General features: G+C 54.6%; 18 protein-coding genes. 5 read left to right on the forward strand and 13 right to left on the reverse strand.

Annotation, left to right across the window (positions count from 1 at the left end):
* Positions 1-32: 32 nt before the first annotated feature.
* Genes HMPREF0201_RS03880 through xseB form a run of 4 tightly spaced genes read right to left on the reverse strand, consistent with a single transcriptional unit; the run spans position 33 to position 4,097 of the window.
* Positions 33-1,007, reverse strand: coding sequence for an aldo/keto reductase (locus tag HMPREF0201_RS03880; protein ID WP_039897967.1), 975 nt, complete (start codon positions 1,005-1,007; stop codon positions 33-35).
* Between the two features lie 54 nt (positions 1,008-1,061).
* A complete protein-coding gene (gene dxs / locus HMPREF0201_RS03885; protein WP_016535168.1) occupies positions 1,062-2,924 on the reverse strand; it encodes a 1-deoxy-D-xylulose-5-phosphate synthase in 1,863 nt (620 codons plus the stop codon).
* Positions 2,925-2,953: 29 nt separating this feature from the next.
* Complete coding sequence (gene ispA / locus HMPREF0201_RS03890; protein ID WP_016535169.1) at positions 2,954-3,853, reverse strand: (2E,6E)-farnesyl diphosphate synthase; 900 nt, start codon at positions 3,851-3,853, stop codon at positions 2,954-2,956.
* Position 3,854: 1 nt separating this feature from the next.
* Positions 3,855-4,097: an exodeoxyribonuclease VII small subunit gene (gene xseB, locus HMPREF0201_RS03895; protein ID WP_016535170.1), complete on the reverse strand. Its 243-nt coding sequence runs from the start codon at positions 4,095-4,097 to the stop codon at positions 3,855-3,857.
* 220 nt (positions 4,098-4,317) lie between these two features.
* On the opposite strand from xseB, the gene thiI reads away from it, so the two are divergent.
* Positions 4,318-5,766 carry a tRNA uracil 4-sulfurtransferase ThiI gene (gene thiI, locus HMPREF0201_RS03900; protein ID WP_016535171.1) on the forward strand — a complete coding sequence of 483 codons (1,449 nt, stop codon included), beginning with the start codon at positions 4,318-4,320 and terminating at the stop codon, positions 5,764-5,766.
* Positions 5,767-5,907: 141 nt separating this feature from the next.
* Here the strand turns inward: thiI and yajL are convergent, their stop codons facing one another.
* Together yajL and panE are read right to left on the reverse strand one after the other, a co-directional pair.
* On the reverse strand, positions 5,908-6,504 hold the full coding sequence (gene yajL / locus HMPREF0201_RS03905) for a protein deglycase YajL (protein ID WP_016535172.1): 597 nt from the start codon (positions 6,502-6,504) through the stop codon (positions 5,908-5,910).
* Positions 6,464-7,381: a 2-dehydropantoate 2-reductase gene (gene panE / locus HMPREF0201_RS03910; RefSeq protein WP_016535173.1), complete on the reverse strand. Its 918-nt coding sequence runs from the start codon at positions 7,379-7,381 to the stop codon at positions 6,464-6,466. The genes yajL and panE overlap by 41 nt, the downstream gene beginning before the upstream one ends.
* A 140-nt stretch (positions 7,382-7,521) precedes the next feature.
* On the opposite strand from panE, the gene HMPREF0201_RS03915 reads away from it, so the two are divergent.
* Entirely contained in the window at positions 7,522-8,013 is a 492-nt protein-coding gene (locus tag HMPREF0201_RS03915) for a YajQ family cyclic di-GMP-binding protein (protein ID WP_016535174.1), read from the forward strand.
* A 16-nt stretch (positions 8,014-8,029) separates the two neighbouring features.
* On the opposite strand, the gene HMPREF0201_RS03920 is transcribed toward HMPREF0201_RS03915, so the two are convergent.
* The 6 genes from HMPREF0201_RS03920 to cyoA all read right to left on the reverse strand — a co-directional run bounded on the left by HMPREF0201_RS03920 (position 8,030) and on the right by cyoA (position 14,341).
* Complete coding sequence (locus HMPREF0201_RS03920; RefSeq protein ID WP_016535175.1) at positions 8,030-9,394, reverse strand: MFS transporter; 1,365 nt, start codon at positions 9,392-9,394, stop codon at positions 8,030-8,032.
* A gap of 147 nt (positions 9,395-9,541) precedes the next feature.
* Complete coding sequence (gene cyoE / locus HMPREF0201_RS03925; protein WP_016535176.1) at positions 9,542-10,429, reverse strand: heme o synthase; 888 nt, start codon at positions 10,427-10,429, stop codon at positions 9,542-9,544.
* Between the two features lie 11 nt (positions 10,430-10,440).
* A complete protein-coding gene (locus tag HMPREF0201_RS03930; protein ID WP_016535177.1) occupies positions 10,441-10,770 on the reverse strand; it encodes a cytochrome o ubiquinol oxidase subunit IV in 330 nt (109 codons plus the stop codon).
* Positions 10,770-11,378: a cytochrome o ubiquinol oxidase subunit III gene (locus tag HMPREF0201_RS03935; RefSeq protein ID WP_016535178.1), complete on the reverse strand. Its 609-nt coding sequence runs from the start codon at positions 11,376-11,378 to the stop codon at positions 10,770-10,772. Before HMPREF0201_RS03935 ends, HMPREF0201_RS03930 begins: the two co-directional genes overlap by 1 nt.
* Complete coding sequence (gene cyoB, locus HMPREF0201_RS03940) at positions 11,368-13,359, reverse strand: cytochrome o ubiquinol oxidase subunit I (RefSeq protein WP_016535179.1); 1,992 nt, start codon at positions 13,357-13,359, stop codon at positions 11,368-11,370. The genes HMPREF0201_RS03935 and cyoB overlap by 11 nt, the downstream gene beginning before the upstream one ends.
* Positions 13,360-13,378: 19 nt before the next feature.
* Entirely contained in the window at positions 13,379-14,341 is a 963-nt protein-coding gene (cyoA, locus tag HMPREF0201_RS03945; protein ID WP_016535180.1) for a cytochrome o ubiquinol oxidase subunit II, read from the reverse strand.
* Positions 14,342-14,881: 540 nt separating this feature from the next.
* On the opposite strand from cyoA, the gene HMPREF0201_RS03950 reads away from it, so the two are divergent.
* Complete coding sequence (locus HMPREF0201_RS03950) at positions 14,882-16,582, forward strand: molecular chaperone HscC (RefSeq protein WP_016535181.1); 1,701 nt, start codon at positions 14,882-14,884, stop codon at positions 16,580-16,582.
* Positions 16,583-16,584: 2 nt separating this feature from the next.
* Entirely contained in the window at positions 16,585-17,910 is a 1,326-nt protein-coding gene (locus tag HMPREF0201_RS03955) for a J domain-containing protein (protein ID WP_016535182.1), read from the forward strand.
* A 47-nt stretch (positions 17,911-17,957) separates the two neighbouring features.
* Here the strand turns inward: HMPREF0201_RS03955 and HMPREF0201_RS03960 are convergent, their stop codons facing one another.
* The gene (locus tag HMPREF0201_RS03960) at positions 17,958-19,469 is read right to left on the reverse strand and encodes an anion permease (protein WP_039897968.1); all 1,512 of its coding nucleotides are present in this window, start codon (positions 19,467-19,469) and stop codon (positions 17,958-17,960) included.
* Between the two features lie 649 nt (positions 19,470-20,118).
* Between HMPREF0201_RS03960 and HMPREF0201_RS03965 the strand changes: the two genes are divergently transcribed.
* Positions 20,119-22,896, forward strand: coding sequence for a flavocytochrome c (locus HMPREF0201_RS03965; RefSeq protein WP_016535185.1), 2,778 nt, complete (start codon positions 20,119-20,121; stop codon positions 22,894-22,896).
* Position 22,897 lies beyond the last annotated feature (1 nt).

Genomic DNA, 22,897 nt, shown 5'->3' on the forward strand with positions numbered 1-22,897 from the left:
CCTTTGACCCTCTCCCCGAAAGGGAGAGGGGGTTATTTAAAACCCGCCACCGGGTGGCGCTGATAAGGCGTCTCCAGCTCCGCAATTTCCTCCGGCTTCAGCGTTAAATCCACCGCGCCCAGTAAATCATCCAGCTGTTCCTGCCGTGAAGGGCCGACAATCGGCGCGGCAATACCGGGCTTGCTTAGCAGCCACGCCAGCGCGACCTGCGCCCGGGAGGCTCCTTTATCGGCGGCTACATTTGCCAGCCGTTCGGCGACAATCGCGTCGTTCTCGTTGTTGGTCTGGTAGAGCGATTTACCCACTTCATCAGAAACCGACCTTGCCGTGGTATCGCCCCAGGGGCGGGTGAGCTTGCCGCGCGCCAGAGGGCTCCACGGGATAACCGCGATGTTTTCTTGGTAGCAAAGAGGCAGCATGTCCAGCTCCTCCTCTCGATAAATAAGATTGTAGTGATCCTGCATGGAGATAAAGCGCGCCCAGCCTTCCCGAGCCTGCAAAGCCAGCGCCTGAGCGAACTGCTCGCTGTGCATTGAGGATGCGCCGATATAGCGTGCTTTACCGGCTTTTACCACGTCGTTAAGCGCTTCCAGCGTCTCCTCAATCGGCGTGTTGTAGTCCCAGCGGTGAATTTGCAGCAAATCCACATAGTCCGTTCCCAGCCGTTTCAGGCTGTCGTCGATAGCACGCAAAATTTGTGGGCGGGATAAGCCCTGAGGCAGGTCGCCAACCTGGTGATAAACTTTGGTGGCGACAACAACGTCTTCGCGGCGGGCAAAGTCACGCAGCGCACGGCCAAGGATCTCTTCGCTGCTGCCGTCCGAGTAGTTGTTGGAGGTATCGAAGAAGTTAATCCCTTTATCGAGGGCATGGAGAATAAGTTCCCGGCTGCTCTCTTCGGGTAGTGTCCAGGCGTGGCCGCCGCGGTCAGGCTCGCCAAAAGTCATACAGCCGAGGCAAAGGCGGGAAACCCGGAGGTCTGTTTTTCCTAATGTGCTGTATTGCATGGTTCCACTCCTGCTATTGAGATGCTTTAAGCATAGCAGGAGTGGAGGAGGGGATTAGCTAAGCCAGCCGCGGATCCTGGCTTCTATGCCGACGGCATCGAGGCCGATTTCCGCCCGCGCTTCTTCCTGAGTTCCCTGAGGAATAAAGAAGTCAGGCAGGCCAAGATTCAGCACCGGGACAGGTTTACGATGCGCCATCAGCACTTCGTTCACGCCGCTGCCCGCCCCGCCGATAATCGCGTTCTCTTCAAGAGTGACCAGCGAGTCGTGGCTGGCCGCAAGCTCAAGGATCAGCGTCTCATCCAGCGGTTTCACAAAGCGCATATCGACAAGCGTTGCGTTCAGCGCTTCGGCTGCCGCTGCGGCTTCCGGCAGCAAAGTACCGAAGTTCAGCACGGCCAGCTTTTCGCCTTTGCGCTTCACTACGCCTTTGCCGATTGGCAGCATTTCAAGCGGCTCCAGAGTGGCTCCGGTGCCGCTACCACGCGGATAACGTACCGCGCTCGGGCCTTCATTGTAGTGATAGCCGGTATGCAGCATCTGGCGGCATTCGTTCTCGTCGCTCGGCGTCATAATAACCATCTCCGGAATACAGCGCAGGAAGGAGATGTCGAACGCACCCTGGTGAGTTTGCCCGTCGGCACCCACAATGCCCGCGCGGTCGATGGCGAACATCACCGGCAGCTTCTGGATAGCCACATCGTGGATAACCTGATCGTAAGCACGCTGCAGGAAGGTGGAATAAATCGCCACCACCGGCTTGTAGCCGCCGATAGCCAGGCCAGCCGCGAAGGTAACCGCATGCTGCTCGGCAATCGCCACGTCAAAATATTGCTCCGGATACTGGCGGGAAAATTCCACCATGCCCGAGCCTTCACGCATTGCTGGCGTAATCGCCATCAGCTTGTCGTCATGGGCGGCGGTTTCACATAACCAGTTGCCGAAAATCTTCGAATAACTCGGCAGGCCGCCGGTGCTTTTTGGCAGCGTGCCGCTTTGCGGATCAAACTTAGGCACCGCATGGAAGCTTATCGGGTCTTTCTCGGCTGGCGCATAACCACGCCCTTTTTTGGTCATGATGTGCAGGAACTGCGGGCCTTTCAGGCTGCGCATGTTCTTCAGCGTATTCACCAGCCCAACAACGTCGTGGCCATCAATCGGCCCGATGTAGTTAAAACCTAACTCTTCAAACAGCGTGCCCGGCACCACCATGCCTTTGATGTGCTCTTCGGTACGCTTGAGCAGCTCTTTAATCGGCGGCACGCCGGAGAAGACTTTTTTACCGCCTTCGCGCAGGGTGGAGTAGAGCTTGCCGGAAAGCAGCTGAGCCAGATGATTGTTCAGCGCGCCGACGTTCTCGGAGATAGACATTTCGTTATCGTTGAGGATAACCAGCATGTCCGGGCGAATATCCCCGGCGTGGTTCATTGCCTCAAATGCCATGCCTGCGGTTATCGCGCCGTCGCCGATGACGCAGACGGTTTTACGGTCTTTGCCCTCTTTCCCGGCGGCTACGGCAACCCCAATGCCCGCGCTGATGGAGGTCGAAGAGTGGCCGACGCTAAGCACGTCGTACTCGCTTTCCGCGCGCCACGGGAACGGATGCAGGCCGCCTTTCTGGCGAATGGTGCCAATTTTGTCGCGGCGGCCGGTCAGAATTTTATGCGGATAGGCCTGATGGCCCACGTCCCAGATGAGTTGATCGAACGGCGTGTTATAGACGTAGTGCAGCGCCACGGTCAGTTCGACCGTGCCAAGCCCGGAGGCAAAATGCCCGCTGGAGCGGCTTACGCTGTCGAGCAGGTAGCGACGCAGCTCATCGCAAAGCTTGGGCAGGCTCTCTTTAGGCAGCACTCGCAGATCCGGGCTGGCGTCAACCAGAGCCAGGGTCGGGTATTTGGCGATATCAAAACTCATCAGAAATCTAAACTCATCGTTGTTATACGTTATTTATCACGGTGGATAATGTAGTTTGCTAACGCTTCCAGAGCCGTTGTATCCAACGACAGGGTGGAAAGCTCTGCCAGGGTCAGCAGCGCTTCCTGATAGAGATCTTGCGCCTTCGCCTGGGCCTGTTCAAGACCCAACAGCGCCGGATAGGTACTTTTCCCAAGCTGCTGGTCCGCGCCCTGGCGTTTGCCGAGGGTTGCGGTATCGCCGATGACGTCGAGAATATCGTCCTGCACCTGGAAGGCGAGGCCGATGCTTGCCGCGTAGCGATCCAGAATCGGCAGCGCTTTACGGCCCTTTTCTCCGGCGCTCAGCGCGCCAAGACGAACCGCCGCGCGAATCAGCGCTCCGGTTTTATGGCGGTGAATGCGTTCCAGCTCTTCGAGACTAACCTGCTTGCCTTCGGCCGCTAAATCCAGCGCCTGACCGCCGCACATCCCGGCAACGCCGCTGGCGCTTGCCAGCTCAGAAACCATCGCTAAGCGGGAGGCAATTTCTACGCCCGGCATGGGCGCATCACTTAGTATAGAGAAAGCCAGCGTTTGCAGGGCGTCTCCGGCCAGAATTGCGTTCTCTTCGCCAAATTTGATGTGGCAGGTTGGTTGACCCCGGCGCAAATCGTCATCGTCCATTGCCGGTAAGTCGTCGTGAATCAGAGAGTAAGCGTGAATACATTCTACGGCGGCAGCCGGAGCGTCCAGCGCTTCATCGGCTATGCCGAACATTTCACCGGTGGCGTACACCAGGAACGGGCGCAGGCGCTTACCGCCCAATAGTGAGCCATAGTGCATCGCCTGAACCAGTGGACTGTTCTGAAACGGCAGCGGTGCAAGGAAGCGAGAAAGCGCATCATTGACCCGCAACACATGGGCCTGCAGCTGTTGATTAAAGTCCATGTTACTCGGCGTCCGGTGTGAAAGGAGTCAGAGGCGCTTCTTCGCTGTCGCTCAGCAGAATTTGCACGCGCTGTTCCGCCTGCTGAAGTTTCACTTGCCCCTGGCGGGCCAGCTGTACGCCGCGTTCAAACTCGTTGAGCGCCTCTTCAAGCGCAAGATCGCCGCTTTCCAGACGAGTAACTATTTGCTCCAGTTCGACCAGGGCGGTTTCGAAGCTGGCCGGGGATTCAGTTTTTTTCGGCATAGTGAATGTCTGACTCTATTTTAATTCGACGCCGACATGGTAACGGAGTCGATATGATTATCAAGCAAGCTTATGTAACTCGGTTAGGGTGCACAGTCTTAGCGGGAAAATGATATACTTGCGCGCCTCGGATGCAGGTGGCCTGATGCCGCTGCAGTTCTTCTCCTTTAAGCCCGCATTCTGCATAGCATGTCCGGCTGACTAACGAACCCTTACCGCCATGAAGTTTATCATTAAATTGTTCCCGGAAATCACCATCAAAAGCCAATCTGTGCGCATACGCTTTATTAAGATGCTTACAGGGAACATTCGTAACGTTTTAAAACACTACGATGAGAGCCTGGCGGTCGTCCGCCACTGGGACAATATCGAAGTTCGCGCCAAAGATGAAAACCAGCGTATCGCTATTCGCGAAGCGCTGACCCGTATTCCGGGCATCCACCATATTCTTGAGGTGGAAGATGTGCCGTATACCGATATGCACAACATCTTTGAGCAGGCTCTGGAGCTTTATCGCGACAAGCTGGAAGGTAAAAGTTTCTGCGTGCGCGTTAAGCGCCGCGGCAAGCACGAATTCAGCTCGATTGAAGTGGAACGCTATGTCGGCGGCGGCCTGAATCAGCACATCGAGTCCGCTCGCGTGAAGCTGAACGACCCGGATGTGACCGTTAACCTCGAAATCGAAAACGATCGCCTGCTGCTGGTGAAAGGCCGTTATGAAGGTATCGGCGGGTTCCCTATCGGTACTCAGGAAGACGTACTGTCGCTGATTTCCGGCGGGTTCGACTCCGGCGTTTCCAGCTACATGCTGATGCGTCGCGGCTGCCGCGTACACTATTGCTTCTTTAACCTCGGCGGCGCGGCTCATGAAATCGGCGTTAAGCAGGTTGCTCATTACCTGTGGAACCGTTTCGGCAGTTCTCACCGCGTGCGTTTTGTCGCGATTAACTTCGAGCCGGTCGTGGGCGAAATTCTCGAGAAAATCGAAGATGGCCAGATGGGCGTAGTGCTGAAACGTATGTTTGTGCGCGCCGCTTCCCGGGTTGCCGAGCGCTACGGCGTACAGGCTCTGGTGACCGGCGAAGCGCTGGGGCAGGTATCCAGCCAGACGCTGACCAACCTGCGCCTGATCGACAATGTGTCCGACACCTTGATCCTGCGCCCGCTTATCTCCCACGATAAAGAGCACATTATCGATCTGGCTCGTGAAATCGGCACCGCTGATTTTGCCCGCACCATGCCGGAATACTGCGGCGTTATCTCGAAAAGCCCAACGGTGAAAGCGGTTAAGGCGAAGATCGAGGCCGAGGAGCTGAATTTTGACTTCTCGATCCTGGATAAGGTGATTGAAGACGCGACCAATATCGACATCCGCGAAATTGCTACTCAGACTCAGCAGGAAGTGGTGGAAGTTGAAACGGTTAACGCTTTCGGCCCGAACGAAGTGTTGCTGGATATTCGCTCTAACGACGAAGTGGATGAAAAGCCGTTTGTGCTGGAGGGCGTAGAAGTGGCCACGCTGCCGTTCTACAAGCTAAGCACTAAATTTGGCGATCTCGATCAGAGTAAAACCTATTTGCTTTGGTGTGAGCGCGGAGTGATGAGCCGCCTGCAGGCGCTGTACCTTAGCGAGCAGGGCTTTAAGAATATTAAGGTGTACCGCCCGTAAGGGATAAGCTCTCAAAAGGGCTGACCCTCACCCCGACCCTCTCCCTGGAAGGGAGAGGGAGGATTCTTGCTAGTGTCCTCTCCCTGGCACCGCTCTGGTTCCCTCGCCCCTTTGGGGAGAGGGTTAGGGTGAGGGGAGAGGCTACTGATAATCCCGGAAGCTGTAAATTCCCGCCGCCAGCACCAGCTGCTGCGAAACCTCGTGCGCCTTCTCGCGGCTCACCAGCAGGTCGATAATCTTCAGCGCAAAATCAATCGCCGTGCCCGGACCCTGGCTGGTTAACAGGTTAACTCTCGGGTCCCACACTACTCTTTTATCCTGCCATTGCCCTTCAGGAATCGTCTCTTTCAGCCCGGGGAAACCGGTCATATTACCTATCGGGAACAGTTCGTGCGGCACCAGAACCGTGCCAGCGGCGGCGCAAATTGCCGCAACGATTCGCCCTGAAAGATGGAATTGACGCACGGTTTCGACCAGCAGCGGGCTGTCGCGGAAGCATTCGGCCCCTTTCAGGCCGCCGGGCAGCACGATAATGTCGAAATGGTCATCGGCCACCTCCACCAGCGGCACATCAGCCAGCAATTTAACGCCACGAGAGCAGACAATTGTTAAATCACCGTCGCCGGCAACGCTTGCGGTTGTGACTTTAATCCCGCCGCGCACCAGCAGGTCAATGGTGGTGACCGCTTCGGTCTCTTCAGTTCCAGGTGCCAGGCAGACCAGCGCTTGTGCGCTCATACTCATTCTCCTTACGTTTAACCAGCTCATAGAGGCGGGCGTTGACCGGGACAGGTATTCCATGTGCCCGCGCCCGGCGCAGCAGGTAGCCGGTGATATAATCAATTTCCGTGTGGCGTTCGAGGCGGATGTCCTGAAGCATTGACGAGGTGTTTTCAGCCGTGCTGCAAATCACCTGCTCCACATAGTCCAGCAGACTCTGCTGCGAGGTATGGTGACCTTCACGCTCCATCACCTGCGCGACTTCATAACAAATGCTGGCAACCTCTTCCTTATGCTCCGTCAACTCGCCGTTGCTGCAGTCATAGATTGCCGTTAGCGGGTTAATCACGCAGTTGACCGCCAGTTTGTTCCAGCTCGCCGGGCTGATGTTGTCGTGCCAGGCTACGTCGGGCAGCGCGGCGTGCAGCGCATCCGCAAGATAGCTGTATTCGCTCGCTTTTGCATTCCCGGGGCCAATATGGGTAATACCCGAAGCGACGTGAACAATCACGCTGCCGTCTCGTTTTGCCGCCTGAGTAGTCAGCCCCAGCAGCAGAGGCTGAGAAAGGGACCGCAGTTCGTCCAGCGTGCCCATGCCGTTATGCAGCAGCAAAATGGGGCAACTGGTGGGAAGCTGAGCGGCCAGGGTGCGCACGGCGTCGGAAACCTGCCATGCCTTGAGCGTCACCAGCAGCAGGTCGCTGGCGGCGAGAAACTCAGGATCGTTAGCAATAAACGACTTGTTGAATACGCGGCCGTCGGTGTTATCAAGCAGATTTACGTGGCAATACGGCTGCGGTACGCGCAGCCAGCCCTGAAGTTCATGACCTTGCTTATGTAGTGCCGTCAGCCATAGCTGGCCCAGCGCACCGCAACCCAGCACGGTGATTTTCATTATTGCCTCCCCACCCGAATACCGCACGGGTGTTAAACTTACTCTCTATTATAGCGTTATCGGCTTTCTGGCTGCTTAACAGGTTGTTTTGCTCCGCTCAGCGGGTATTATGCAACGCAAACCAGAGAGGGAGAAAACACATGCCATCTTTTGATATCGTTTCTGAAATCGACATGCAGGAAGTGAACAACGCGGTAGAAAACGCCGAGCGCGAGCTGGCGACCCGTTTTGACTTCCGTAACGTGCCTGCGACCTTTGAGCTGAATGAAAAAAATCAGACTATCAAAGTCGCCAGCGAGTCTGACTTTCAGGTTAACCAACTGCTGGACATCCTGCGTGCCAAGCTGCTGAAACGCGGCATCGAAGGGAGCTCTATCGATGTGCCGGAAGAGTTCGTGCACAGCGGTAAAACCTGGAGCGTGGAGGCTAAACTGAAGCAGGGTATTGAAGCCAGCATTGCTAAAAAAATCGTTAAGCTGATTAAAGACAGCAAGCTTAAGGTTCAAACGCAGATCCAGGGCGAAGAAATTCGCGTGACCGGTAAAGCCCGTGATGATTTACAGGCGGTCATGGCGCTTATCCGTGGCGGTAATCTGGGGCAGCCGTTCCAGTTCAAGAACTTCCGCGACTGACGATCTGAAGGGGCGGTTACGCCCCTTTTACCAACTGCTCAATCTCATATCTGTTGGTCAGCTTACTGTCGATTTTCACGTAGGCGCTGCGCTCTTCAGGAATAATATTCGCCTCGCTCACGCCCGGCTGCGCCAGCAGTCTCGCCAGCATTCCCGCGTCATCGACGCTGCTCTCCGGTAATTCAATTCGCAGGCTGCTGACGTACGGCGGTTCCTGCATCGTCCAGCTTACCAGCAGCCAAACCGCTGCCAGCAGCGCGCCGGCCAGAAACACGGTTTGAGAATCAAACAGCCCGTTCAGCCAGCCGCCGAGCGACCCGCCGATAGCTACGCCCAGAAACTGGCTGGTGGAGTAAATACCCATCGCCGTGCCTTTATAGCCAGCGGGAGACTCTTTGCTGATAAGCGAAGGCAAAATCGCTTCCATCAGGTTAAAGGCCAGGAAGAACAGCTGCACGCCGATGACCAAATCCCAGAAATGCGGGCCTGCGCCCCACAGCACAATTTCAGCAATCAGCAGTACCGCCACGCAGCCGACAAAGACGTGCTTCATGCGGCGCTTAACTTCGGCGTAGATGATGAATGGCACCACCGAGACAAAAGAGATAAGCATAGTGAAAAGGTAAATTTTCCAGTGCTGAGCGGCGGGGAAGCCAGCCTGCTCCAGCTGCCCCGGCAGAGCCACGAAGGTGGACATCAGCATGATGTGCAGGCACATGATGCCGAAGTTTAACTTCAGCAGTTTTGGCTCGGCAATGACCTTGCGAAAACAGCCCTTAACCATGCCGGACTCACGGTTCAGAACGTGAGTTTTGGAGTTTGGCACCACCCAGAGGGTGATTAAAATACCGCAGCTTGCCAGCACCGCAATCATCCAGAACAGCGCCTGCAGGCCGAGCGCCTGGGTGATGATTGGCCCCAGCACCATCGCGATGGCGAAGGTCACGCCGAAGCTGACGCCAATAAACGCCATGGCCTTAGTGCGATTCTGCTCGCGGGTCAGGTCTGATAGCAGCGCCATCACTGCGGCGGCAATTGCGCCTGAACCTTGTAAGGCACGGCCAAGAATAACGCCCCAGATAGAGTCGGTGAGGGCGGCAATAATGCTGCCGATAACAAAGATAGCCAGGCCGCCGACTATCAGCGGTTTGCGGCCAATGCGGTCAGAGAGCAGGCCGAATGGAATTTGAAACAGCGCCTGAGCCAGGCCGTAGATACCAATCGCCAGGCCGATAAGCGCTTCGCTTGCGCCCTGTAAAGCCATACCCCAGGTGGTAAGAACCGGCAGCACCATAAACATGCCCAGCATGCGCAGCGAAAAGACGGTTCCTAAACCCCACGTCGCTCGTAGCTCGACGGGCGTCATTCTGTAATCGTTCATTACCACCTCAGATAAAAAGTCGGCCTTAGTGTAGTGCGAGGGAAGGGGAGGGTAAATGGATAGTTATTTAACAGATATTACAGCGCTGATGCTTTGATGATATTAATAAAAAAGGGCACCGAAGTGCCCTTTTATACTGTTCGTGACTTACCAGACGTAAGTCAGCAGATTATGTGAGTCTGGCACCATGAAATCGACCGACATCATTACGCTTAGCGAGGTGATGGCGACGATGGAGAAGATGAACAGCTTGCGCGCCCATACTTTATCGTCTTCCACTTTATAGCCCCGCAGCGCCATGCCCAGCCACCATACGCTTACCGCGGCGGCAACGACCAGGTATTTGTACCCGGCGTAGCCACCCAGAGAAAGCATCAGCGTGGCAACGGCAAAAGCGATGATATACAGCGTAATGTGGTTTTTGGCGACCGAAATGCCTTTTACCACCGGCAGCACCGGAATGTTAGCCGCCTGGTAATCTTTAAAGCGGAAGATGGCAATCGCGTACGAATGCGGCATCTGCCACAGGCTAAAGATAGCCAGCAGAATAGCGGCCCCGGTATCGAACTCGTTGGTCACGGCGCAGTAGCCGATAACCGGAGGAGCCGCGCCGGACAGGCTGCCAATCAGGGTGCCGTAGACCGAGTGGCGTTTCATGTAGAGGCTATAAACCCCGACATAAACCACAAAGCCCATCACGGCCAGCCACATTGCCAGTGGATTAGCACCAAACCACAGCAGCATGAAGCCAGCAATACCCAACAAGGTGGCATACACCAGCGAAATTTTCGGTGAAATCAGGCCTTTAACCAGCACCCGATTCTTCGTCCTCTCCATCTTCTGGTCGATGTCACGGTCGATAAAGTTGTTATAAACACAACCCGATGCGACTACCAGCGACACGCCAACCAGGGTGTAGAGAAACAGGGGATAATTAATGCTGCCCTTCGAGGCCAGTAAAAATCCCCCAATGACAGAAATTAAATTGCCGAAAATAATTCCTGGTTTCGTTACTTGCAGGTATTGCTTAATCATACACGCCGCTCTTAGTGAACCATCATGTTCAGGTTGAGGTTCCACATAATCCAGATCGAGCCAATCACCAGAATGGCGATAATCAGCACCGTAAAGGCGAAGGCTACCAGGTTCCAGCGTTCACTCGAAGAGGTGTTCAGATGCAGGAAGCATACGAGATGCACCAGAATCTGTACTACTGCGGTCACCAGGACCACGCCAAGCATAGTGCCGTGAGAAGCGGTTCCTTCCATTACAATCCAGAACGGGATAGCCGTCAGGATGATAGACAGGATAAATCCTGTCATGTAAGTCTTCACGCTACCGTGGTGGGCGCCGCTGTGTTCAGTTGAATGACTCATTACATCGCCCCCATCAGATACACTACAGAGAATACGCAGATCCATACCACGTCAAGGAAGTGCCAGAACAGGCTCAGGCACATCAGACGCGCACGGTTGGTATTGGTCAGGCCGCGACGGGACACATGAATCATCATGAATGCCATCCACACCAGACCAGAGGTTACGTGCAGACCGTGGGTGCCGACCAGCGCGAAGAACGCTGACAGGAAGCCGCTACGATCCGGGCCGAAGCCTTCTGCAATCAGGTGATGGAATTCATAGATTTCCATCCCAACGAAGCCCGCACCGCACAGGAAGGTCAGCGCAAGCCAGGAGATAACCTGGCTTTTGTTTCCCTTGTTCATGGCGATGATTGCCATGCCGTAGGTGATGGAGCTGACCAGCAGCAGGGCGGTTTCAACCATAACGAACGGCAGTTCGAAGATATCTTTACCTGACGGGCCGCCAGCCGTGCCGTTCACCAGAACGGCATAGGTTGCAAACAAGCAACAGAACAGAATGCAGTCGCTCATCAGGTAGATCCAGAAACCAAAGACCTTATTGGTTCCCGCATCGTGGTGCCCGTGCTCCGCGGCGTGGGCGTTATTTACAGTCTCAGTTGCCATTTTTCAGCCCTGCTTTTTTGAGTTCTTCGAAATGCTGATTTTCCAGTTTTTCGACTTCAGCAACCGGAACATAGTAATCCACATCTTCGTCGAAGCTTTTCGCAATCCAGGTGATGATGATGCCGGCAAAGCCAACAATCGCCAGCCACCAGATATGCCAGATCATGGCAAAACCAAACACGGTGCTGAATGCTGCAATAATGATACCGGCTGCGCTGTTGCGCGGCATATGAATCTCTTCATAGTGCGCAGGCTGCTTGTACGCTTCGCCTTTCTCTTTCATCTCCCAGAATGCATCACGTTCGTGAACGTGCGGCAGGTGGGCGAAGTTATAGAACGGAGGCGGAGAAGAGGTTGCCCACTCCAGCGTACGGCCACCCCACGGGTCACCGGTCAGGTCGCGGTTCTGCTCACGGTCACGGATGGAAACGTAGAACTGAATCAGCTGGCACAGAATGCCCAGAGCGATAAGCGCCGCACCGCAGGCTGCAACAACCAGCAGGGTGTGGAACTGTGGATCGATCTGCTGGCTCAGACGACGAGTCATGCCCATGAAGCCCAGAACGTACAGCGGCATAAACGCAACGAAGAAGCCGATGATCCAGAACCAGAAGGCGCGTTTGCCCCAGGTTTCGTTCAGCGTAAAGCCGAAGGCTTTTGGCCACCAGTAGGTCAGACCTGCGAAGCAACCGAATACCACGCCGCCGATGATAACGTTGTGGAAGTGTGCAATCAGGAACAGGCTGTTGTGGAGCACGAAGTCCGCGCCCGGCACCGCCAGCAGAACACCGGTCATGCCACCGATAGAGAAGGTGACGATGAAGCCAATGGTCCACAGCATCGCGGAGTTAAAGACGATGCGGCCCTGATACATGGTGAACAGCCAGTTGAAGATCTTCACCCCGGTCGGGATGGCGATAATCATGGTGGCAATACCGAAGAAGGCGTTTACGTTCGCACCGCTGCCCATGGTGAAGAAGTGGTGCAGCCAAACGATGAACGACAGAACGGTAATCGCGATGGTCGCCCACACCAGAGAGGTGTAACCGAACAGACGCTTTTTAGAGAAGGTAGCAACCACTTCAGAGAACACGCCAAACACCGGCAGCACCAGGATATAAACTTCCGGGTGGCCCCATGCCCAGATGAGGTTGATGTACATCATCATGTTGCCACCCATATCATTGGTAAAGAAATGGGTGCCAAGGTAGCGGTCAAGGGTCAGTAGTGCGACGGTCACGGTGAAGATTGGGAACGCGGCGATAATCAGTACGTTAGTACACAGCGAAGCCCAGGTGAACACCGGCATTTTGAACATAGTCATGCCAGGGGTACGCATATTCAGGATAGTAACGAAGAAGTTAATACCCGTCAGCGTCGTACCGATACCGGACAGCTGGAGACTCCAGATCCAGTAATCAACCCCGACGCCAGGACTGTACTCAATGCCCGATAGCGGAGGATAAGCAACCCAGCCGGTCTGTGCGAATTCGCCAACGCCCAGTGACAAGTTTACCAGCACCACGCCGACAACGGTGAACCAGAAGCTCAGGTTGTTCAGGAATGGGAAGGCAACGTCACGTGCGCCAATCTGCAACGGCACAACCAGGTTCATCAGGCCGATAACAAAAGGCATCGCCACGAAGAAGATCATAATAACGCCGTGGGCGGTAAAGATCTGGTCGTAGTGGTGAGGCGGCAGGAACCCTGCTTCGCCGGCGGAGGCCAGCACCTGCTGGCTACGCATCATGACCGCATCGGCAAAGCCGCGCAGCAGCATGACGATAGCGACGATAACGTACATTACGCCAAGGCGTTTGTGGTCAACCGAGGTTAGCCACTCTTTCCATAAATATTCCCACTTACCGAAGTAAGTGATAGCCGCAAGCAGCGCCAGTCCCCCGACGATGATTGCCGCAACCGTAACCATGACAATTGGCTCATGATACGGGATTGCATCCAGTGTAAGTTTTCCGAACATCGTATTATTCCTCGGCCCCTTAGTGAGAGGTTTCCGCGTGACTCATGTCCATGCCTTCCATACCTTCCATGCCTTTCATATCGTCATGGGAAGCTTGTTCACCTTCCGGCTTGGCCATGTGCATGCTCCCGTGTCCCATAAATTTGTTAATAACGTCTTTAAACAAATCAGGTTTAACACTGGAGAAGTATTCGACTTTGTTGTATTCGCTTGGTGCGGCCAGTTTCTCGTAGGTCGCCATATCGTTCATGACTTCCGGAGACTGTTTCGCTTTAGCAACCCATTGGTTAAAGGTGTCCATATCCGGGGTGGCGATAGCCTTGAATTTCATCCCGGAGAAGCCTTTACCGCTGTAGTTTGACGAAATACCGTCGTAGGTGCCCGCTTCGTCGGCAATCAGGTGCAGTTTGGTCTGCATGCCTGCCATTGCGTAGATTTGGCTACCCAGGCGCGGAATAAAGAAGGAGTTCATCACCGAGTTAGAGGTGATTTTGAATTCCACTGGGGTGTTGGCCGGGAAGGCGATTTCATTCACCGTAGCGATACCCTGCTCCGGATAGATGAAGAACCATTTCCAGTCCATAGCGATAACTTCGATGGTCACCGGCTTCGCTTCGTGCTCCAGCGGGCGGCTAGGTTCGAGAGCGTGAGTGGTTTTCCAGGTCAGTACCGCGAGGAAGATAACGATAAGGATAGGAATCGTCCAGACCACAGCTTCAACTTTGTTCGAGTGCGACCAGTTTGGGCTGTATTTGGCGTCTTTGTTTGAAGCCCGATACTTCCAGGCAAAACCGATAGCCATTGCAATTGCAGGGATAACGACAATCAACATCAGGCCGATGGCCGTCAGAATCAATGAACGTTGTTCCAGTCCGATCTGTCCTTTGGGATCAAGGAGTGCAGAATCACAGCCACTGAGTAAAAATGTGCCTGCGATTAATGACAGCCATCCCAAACTTTTATTGTATTTCCTGAGTCTCATTTAACGACCTCAATTCCAGGGAGCTCTATTGTCGTTTAAAGTGTGCCGGCATTTTACGGGAAGGTTACATTACTGTAAACATGAATGGCTCAGTGTCAGTAGGGTGTTACTGGGTTCTGCCGCCGATGTCACACAGAATGCAACAAACTGTAAAATCTAGCGTTGGTGCGCGGTAGCTGAAGGATATAACGAAAACCTATCTCAGGGGAAATAGACCGGGAAAATTGGTATAACCAATCAATTTAAAATACATTTGATTAACAATGCGGCAGCATTTGTCACATATTTTCAACAAATATTAATTTCGCACCGGGCTGAATCGTTAAGGATAATCTTTTAATCTGTGTGGAACAAAGTAATTAAAGAAAACTGTATTTAATTACGATAAATAGTCCACGCCTGTAACAGTTAAACGCTGCGCTATTATTAGACAAAAAAAGTCACTCACCGGTATTAATTATTTTTATCGTTGAGCCGCAGCGGGACTACAAGAAAGGCACGCGGTTAATTTATAGACACAATCACTACAGGGATAAGGTAATGACAGGAAATAACTCACCCATTATTGGCATCGATCTCGGCACCTCTAATAGTGCCGTTTCCTGGTTTAGTGAAGATGCAGCGCGCTTGATAGCCGCCGCCGGAGAGGGGCGACTGACGCCTTCCGTTGTTGGTCTGGACGACGAAGGCCAACTGCTCATCGGCGAAGCGGCAAAAGCCCGCCTGGTTAGCCACCCTCATCTTACGGTTGCCAGCTTTAAGCGCTATATGGGCACCGAAAAAATATTCACCCTCGGGGACAAGTCATTCCGCGCCGAAGAGCTCTCCGCGTTAGTGCTGCGGAAATTAAAAACCGATGCAGAAGTTGCTCTGGGTTGCGTTATTACGCGGGCGGCGATAACCGTTCCGGCTTATTTTAACGACGCTCAGCGTAAAGCGGTTAAAGCCGCCGGGCTGATGGCCGGGCTGGAAGTTGAGCGTTTGTTAAATGAACCCACCGCGGCGGCGCTGGCCTACGGGCTTGCCGACAGCCGCGAGCAAAAGTTCCTGGTCTTTGACCTGGGCGGCGGTACTTTTGATGTCTCCATTGTCGATATGTTCGAAGGCGTGATTGAAGTTCGCGCCAGCAGCGGGGACGCCTGGCTGGGTGGGGATGATTTTACCGAAGCCCTGCGCCAGTGGATGCTTAGCCGTTACCCTCAGCTGACGCTGGATAACCCGGAGCTGGCGGCGAGCCTGACGCGCCAGGCCGAGTCTCTGAAACAACAGCTCAGCGGCCAGGATTTGGCCAGCGCAAGCCTGACTTATGGCGGCGAGGAATATCGCTGGGAGCTAAACGAAGCCACTTTCCAGGAGTGCTGTAGCGGGCTGCTATCCCGATTAAAGAAACCGGTGGTTCAGGCGCTACAGGATGCGCAGTTCGACGCCAGCCAGCTCGATAGCGTCATTCTGGTCGGCGGCGCAACGCGTATGCCGCTGGTGCGCCAACTGGTTACCCGCATGTTTGGCCGCTTCCCGCGTAACGAACTGAATCCCGATGAAGTGGTGGCGCTGGGCGCTGGCGTTCAGGCCGGATTAATCGCGGAAGACAGAGCGCTGGACGACCTCGTGCTCACCGACGTTATGCCTTATTCGCTGGGAATCGAAGTTGCCCGCCGTCACGGCGACAGAATAGAAGAGGGGTTTTTCTCACCGCTGATCGAGCGCAACGCTTTTGTGCCCGTCAGCGTGATGCAGAGCTTCAGCACGGTGAACGATAACCAGCGCCAGATTGATATCGAGGTTTATCAGGGCGAGTCGCGCAAGGTCAGCGACAACCTGCTGCTCGACAGCATGTCGGTCAAAGTTCCTGCCCGCAAAGCGGGAGAAGTTAGCGTGGACGTGCGTTTCACCTATACTCTCGACGGCATTCTGGAAGTGGAATGCAAAGTCAGCGGGGAGCAAACCGCTTCGACAATGATTATAGAAAAGGCTCCGGGGACATTGAGCCAGGAAGAAATAGCCCTGCGCTTAAAGCAGCTGGATGCTCTTAAACAGCATCCCCGGGATATTCCTGAAAACCGCCAGCTGGCCGCCGAGGCGGCAAAACGCTATGAACAGACGCTGGGCGACAGGCGGCAAATTATCGACCACTACGCCACGCAGTTTGAGCAGGCTCTGGAGCGCCAGGATTTACGCCTTATCGCCGCCGCGCGGGACGAACTGCGCCGGGTGCTGGACCAGCTTAACGACGGACTGTAAACATGGCGACAATATGGGATGTGCTGGGCATTGCGCCCACAACGGATGAAAGTGAAATTCGCCGTGCCTATGCGCGCGAGCTGAAGCAGCGGCGGCCGGACAAAGATCCGCAGGGGTTTCAGGCGTTGCGCGAAGCGTTTGATAGTGCCAAACGCTATGCGAGTTCGCCGGAGCCGGTCTGGATAGATGCCGGGGAGAGTATTCTGCTCGATGAGCTTCCTGCTGCGCCGGATGACGTTTATCAGCAGATTGATGTGCAGGCCGAACCGCCGGAAGAGGCCTGGAGCAGGAACGAACTTTGGGACAAGGCGCAGGCGCTCGCCTCGCAGTTGGTCCGGGATGAAATAACCGGCTTTGGTGAGCTAAACCACTATCTCGATCAGGATATTCCCGACGCGCTGGAAGCCCGGCAGGCGTTCAGCCTGATGCTCGCCGAAGCGCTGAGCGAGCAGCCCTGGCTTTATCGTAGTTTGCTGAATAACATCTCGGCGATGATGGACTGGCAGCTTGATAGCTACCGCTCATCGCACCTGCCCGACTGGACTCTGCATGCTCTTGAGGTACAGATAGCCAATACCGAGCGAGAAAACTACTGGTTAATACTAGAGCGGCAATACAGCGAAGGTTGGCTCAATCGGCTGAAGTGGCGTCTGTTAACGCAAAAGGGCACGCCTCTCCCCTGGTGGGCGCGGCTGATGCCGGACTTTGTTCAGCAGTTAAGAAATCAGGTCAGTGAGCTGCGGCAGCAGTTTCCTTTATTACAGGAGAGGCTTAACCCGGTGCTGCTGGAGGCGATTTATAAGCCGGGCCTGGCGCTGAGTCGGGGGGCGTTAATTGCGGTGCTTTTCTGGGGTTACACGGCTTATGTCGCAGGCTACCAGTCATCACACCAGGCCGTGCAATCGATAATTATGCTGGCGATTGTGGCCGCATATATTTGGGTTTATCCCGAACTCGAACGTCGCTGCGAACCGGGTGGGAAAGCTTACAGAATACAACATTCTGCTGTCTGGCTTGTTTCGCTGGGCCTTCTTGTTGTCGCACTTTATCGCGCGTGGCACGGCGTAACCTATTGGCCAGGCAAAGAGGCTGAGGCCGAGACCGGAAGAGCCTTTGTGATGATGTTTTTTATCGCGGTACCCGTCTGCTGGATCCTTTGGTTGAAACGCAGAGAGTGGCGAATGCTGCCCATAAGCATCGTTGTCACCGTCATTATGTTCCCGATATTGTTTATCCGGCAGCTTCCCATGCTGGCGAATTTACTGGGTTTCCTGCTATTGGCGATGCTCTATGGCATCGGTATCCCTGCGGTCTACTTCGTGAAATAAAAAAGCCCCCGATTCTATCGGGGGCTTTTTGCTTCATAAAGCGGGTATCAGAACATCAATACCATCCACGGATAGCTGATAAGCATCAGCGAGCAGAGGAAGATGGCGCCGAAGATGGTGCCCATCCGCCAGTAGTCTTTGGTCGGCAAGTAGCCGCTGCCGTAGTAAATCGGGCTTGGGCCGGTGCCGTACGGGGTAATAATCCCCATCACCCCGAGCGAGGTCACCATCATCAGGCAGAATACCGGCATGTTGATGCCCGGAATCGACGCGGCAATGGTCAGCGTCGCAGGCAGCAGCGCGGTGGTGTGCGCGGTGGTGCTGGCGAACAGGTAGTGCAGCAGATAGAAGGCAACCAGCAGCATAACCGCTGAAACCTGCGGGTCGAAGCCGTGCAGCAGAGCCGCGCCTTCTTTACCCAGCCAGGCGATAAAGCCCACGCGCGCCAGGCCATCCGCCAGCGCCACCAGGGTGGCAAACCAGGCGAAGGTATTCCAGGCCGGTTTATTGCTGACAATGTCGTTCCAGTTCAGGACCCCGGTCCACAGCATCAGAATGATGACCAGCAGAGCGGCCATCGCCGGTTCAATCCACGCGGCTGCAAAAATCCACATCAGCAATGCGCTACACACAAACAGCAGCAGCAGGATTTCGTTACGCGACAGTTTGCCCAGTTTTTCCAGCTCCGCGGCGGCCCATTTTGGCACTTCGTCATTCACCTTCACTTCCGGCGGATAGAACCAGTAGGCCAGCAGCGGCATGGTGAGGATAAGCAGCACGCCCAGCGGCAGGAAGGCAAGGAACCACATGCCCCAGGAGATCTCGAACCCGATAATGCTTTTTACCAATGCCAGTGCCAGCAGGTTAGGGGCCAGGGCGGAGAGGAACATCGAGCTGGTGATACAGGCCGCGCTGATAGCGACCCACATCAGGTAGGAGCCAATTTTGCGCGAGCTTGGATCGTTAGGCAAAGAGCCGTAAAGCGGCGGCAGGTTGGCAATAATCGGGTAGATTGTGCCTCCGCTGCGCGCGGTATTGGACGGGGTAAACGGCGCCAGCAGCAGGTCTGCGAAGGTAATCGCATAGCCCAGCGTCAGGCTGCGTCGGCCCAGATACTTCACCAGGATCAGCGCCAGACGGCGGCCGAACTGGGTTTTATCGTAGCCTGCGGCAAACATAAAGGCGCCGAAAATAAGCCAGACGGTTGAATTGCTGAAGCCGCTAACGGCCCACTGGAAGGACTGGCCGGCCAGTTTGAACTTAGGGTCGGCCATTTCCGCAGGGCTAAACAGCAGCCACTGGCTGAACAGAGCTATCACCACGACGCCGGTTAAGCCAATAACGGCCCCCGGCAGAGGTTCAAAGATCAGCCCGACAATCACGCCGACGAAGACGGCGAAGAAGTGCCACGCATAGGGTTCTAACCCCGCCGGAACCGGCAGAAGTAATATAACTATGCTTATCAGGATCGGTAAAAATAGCAGTATAAAGCGCTTTTTATTCTCCGCTTTCGGAGGCGGAGCTTTTGCCGCTGCGCTTATTGTTGAAGTGTTAGTCATAGCCTGTGCCTTAAAGTTATCATGATGAATTCGATTAATATTCCCTGCATAACCTGTTTCCTGAATTTTATTTCTGCCTAATCTCTTATAGGCAGATTTTGATGCATTCATGATAGTTTTTTTAACTGATGCAAATCTGACCGCTTACCGCACCAGGTGCCCGCCTCCATTTACCCACATATTTAATGCGCCATTAATGATTGCTTCTTGTATCTGTCATGATACTGAAACAATTAGTAATTATCCCTTTCTTTGCATTATGCTCGTTAGCTGTTGGTATTTAATTCTGGATTTTGTTTAGCAAAAAACCAATGATTTTATTTAAATAAAAAAATCAGTTTTGTTATATCCATAGTATTTTAGTGGTTAAAGATCAAATCTTGAGCGATGCCCGGTTTGCCGCTGCGTTTAGTTTCTTGTCGGCTTCGGTGGAATAGGTTTTGAATAAAACCTTTTATTATTCATGGTTATTATTTGCATTTGCTTTTTTAAAACCGTTGACTAACATTCGAAAAATATATTCCGCGAAATAGCCGATTTCCGTTCAATAGATCAATCTGTTTTTTTACTCCCTGATAATTGTGTTGCCTGCCGGGGCTACTCATTGAGTGCCGGACAATGTCGACCTCACTTGCTGGAATGATAAATAATGAACTCCCAGACTCCACTCCTGAAGCCACTTACCCTGCCTAACGGCGCGGTGCTGAAAAACCGCCTGATTATGGCGCCAATGACCACCTGTACGGGTTTTTACGACGGTAGCGTACCGAGCGACCTCGTTGAATATTATCGCGCCCGCGCCGGGACTATCGGCACCGTCATCGTCGAGTGCTGTTTTATCGATCCGAAAGGGCCCGCGTTCCCCGGCGCTTTAGCCATCGACAGCGACAACAAAATCCCGGGCCTGGCAAGAATTGCCAGCGCGATTAAATCTCAGGGTTCTAAAGCAATTTTGCAGATTTACCACGGCGGCAGGATGGTGGAGCCGGAGCTGATTGGCGGCAAAACGCCGGTTGCGCCGAGTGCGATTGCCGCACCGCGTGAAGGCGCGACTACGCCTCAGGCTTTAACCGCCGAAGAAGTGGACGTGATGATCACCAAATTTGGTGATGCGGTAAACCGTGCGATTAAAGCCGGGTTCGACGGTGTTGAAATTCACGGGGCGAACACCTACCTGATTCAGCAGTTCTACTCGCCAAACTCTAACCAGCGTGACGACAAGTGGGGCGGCAGCCGCGAAAATCGCGCACGTTTCCCGATGGAAGTGCTGGAAATCACCCATAAGATGGCAAGCCGCTTCGCCGACGCCTCCTTTATTATCGGCTACCGCTTCTCTCCTGAAGAGATTGAGGTCCCCGGGATCCGCTTCGACGACACCATGTACCTGCTGGAAAAACTGGCCGAGCGGGGCGTCGATTATCTGCACTTCTCCGTGGGCTACTTCAAGCGTGCGTCGATTGTTGATACTAAAGATCCGACGATGTTGATCGACAAATACCATGCCATGCGTTCCGAAACGCTGGCGAAAGTGCCGGTTATCGGCGTGGGCGGAGTGGTTAACCGCAAAGAAGCCGAAGAGGCGCTGGGCCTGGGTTACGATCTGATTGCCGTGGGTAAAGCGTGTATTGCCTACCCGGACTGGGCCGACCGCATCCTGAAAAATGAAGCGCTCGACCTGTTTATCGACAACACCAAACGCGAAGAACTGCTGATCCCTGAGCCGCTTTGGCGCTTCTCGCTGGTGGATGCGATGATCCGCGACGTCAGCTCTCCGGGGCGCAAATACAAAGCGGGCGTCTTCCAGGAGAAGGTGGAAGCCGAAGCGCTCAAACTCAAAATCAGCGTTACGCTGGATACCGACCGTATCACCGACATCACCCTGGTTCAGGATGATTCTGTGGACGTCGATTTTACCTCCAGCTTTGAGGTTCTGCGCTCGCGCATGCTGGTGGCCAACAGCCCATACGTTGATGCGGTGACCGGAGCAACGACCCAGAGTGAGGCGCTGAAAAAGGCCGTTTCCCGCGCGCTTACCGCTTCCAGCAAAGAACACGTTATTGAAGAAGGCGGCAACCCGAACGCACCCCAGAGCTACGATGTTGCGGTTATCGGCAGCGGCGGCGCTGGCCTGGCGGCGGCTATTCGTGCCTCCGATGCGGGCGCTCGCGTGGTGATTATCGAGAAGATGCCAACCATCGGCGGGAACACCATTAAAGCTTCCGTGGGGATGAACGCGGCTGAAACACGCTTCCAGGCGCTGAAAGGAATTAAGGACAGCAAAGAGCTGTTCTACCAGGAAACCCTGAAAGGCGGCAAATTCCGCAACAACACCGAGCTGCTCAAAGAGTTTGTCGAGCGCGCGCCGGGCGCTGTGGAGTGGCTGGCGAGCCTGGATATCGTGCTCAACGATATCACCATCACCGGCGGGATGAGCATTGACCGTACCCACCGGCCTGAAGACCGCTCTGCGGTTGGCGGCTTCCTGATAAGCGGCCTGGTGAATAACGTTAACCAGCGCAGTATCGACGTCTTGCTGGATACCACCGTGGAAGAGATCCTGCACGAAAACGGTGTGGTAACCGGCGTGAAGATCGCGAACGAATATAATGAGCACCATACCCTGCTGGCGAAGAGCGTGGTGGTGGCGACCGGCGGCTTCAGCGCCAACCGTAAAATGGTTGTGCACTATCGCCCGGAACTGAAAGGCTTTGTGACCACCAACCATAAAGGTGCGACCGGCAGCGGTATCGCCCTGCTGGAAAAAATTGGCGCCGGAACGGTAGATATGGACCAAATCCAGATCCACCCGACGGTAGAGCAGACGACTTCGTATCTTATCTCTGAGTCGATTCGCGGCGGCGGCGCAATTCTGATTAATCAGGAGGGCCAGCGCTTCTATAACGAACTGGAAACCCGCGACAATGTTTCCGCGCAGATTATTGCCCTGCCGGAGAAAAGCGCGTGGATCTTGTTTGATGAGCAGGTTCGCCAGAATAATAAAGCGGCCGATGAATATATCGCCCGTGGCTTTGTGATTAGCGCGGCCACCGCGGGTGAGCTGGCGCTGAAGCTGAATATGGAGCCTGAAGCGCTGCAGCAGACGCTTGAGCGCTACAACGGTTTCGTGAAGCAGAACAAGGACGAAGATTTTGGCCGTACCACCGGGCTGCGTTTCCCGCTGGAACATGGCCCGTTCTACGCTATTCGCATCGCGCCGGGGGTGCACCACACCATGGGCGGCGTTACCATTAACACCGAAACCGAAGTCGTAAATGACCAGCAACAGGTCATTAAGGGCGTCTGGGCGGCGGGCGAAGTCGTCGGCGGCATTCACGGTGCCAACCGTATCGGCGGTAATGCCGTGGCGGATATCATTATCTTCGGTACGCTTGCCGGGCAGAATGCGGCAGCACACGCCCTGGCTTAAG

The sequence above is a fragment of the Cedecea davisae DSM 4568 genome (genome assembly GCF_000412335.2).
Lineage (GTDB): Bacteria > Pseudomonadota > Gammaproteobacteria > Enterobacterales > Enterobacteriaceae > Cedecea > Cedecea davisae.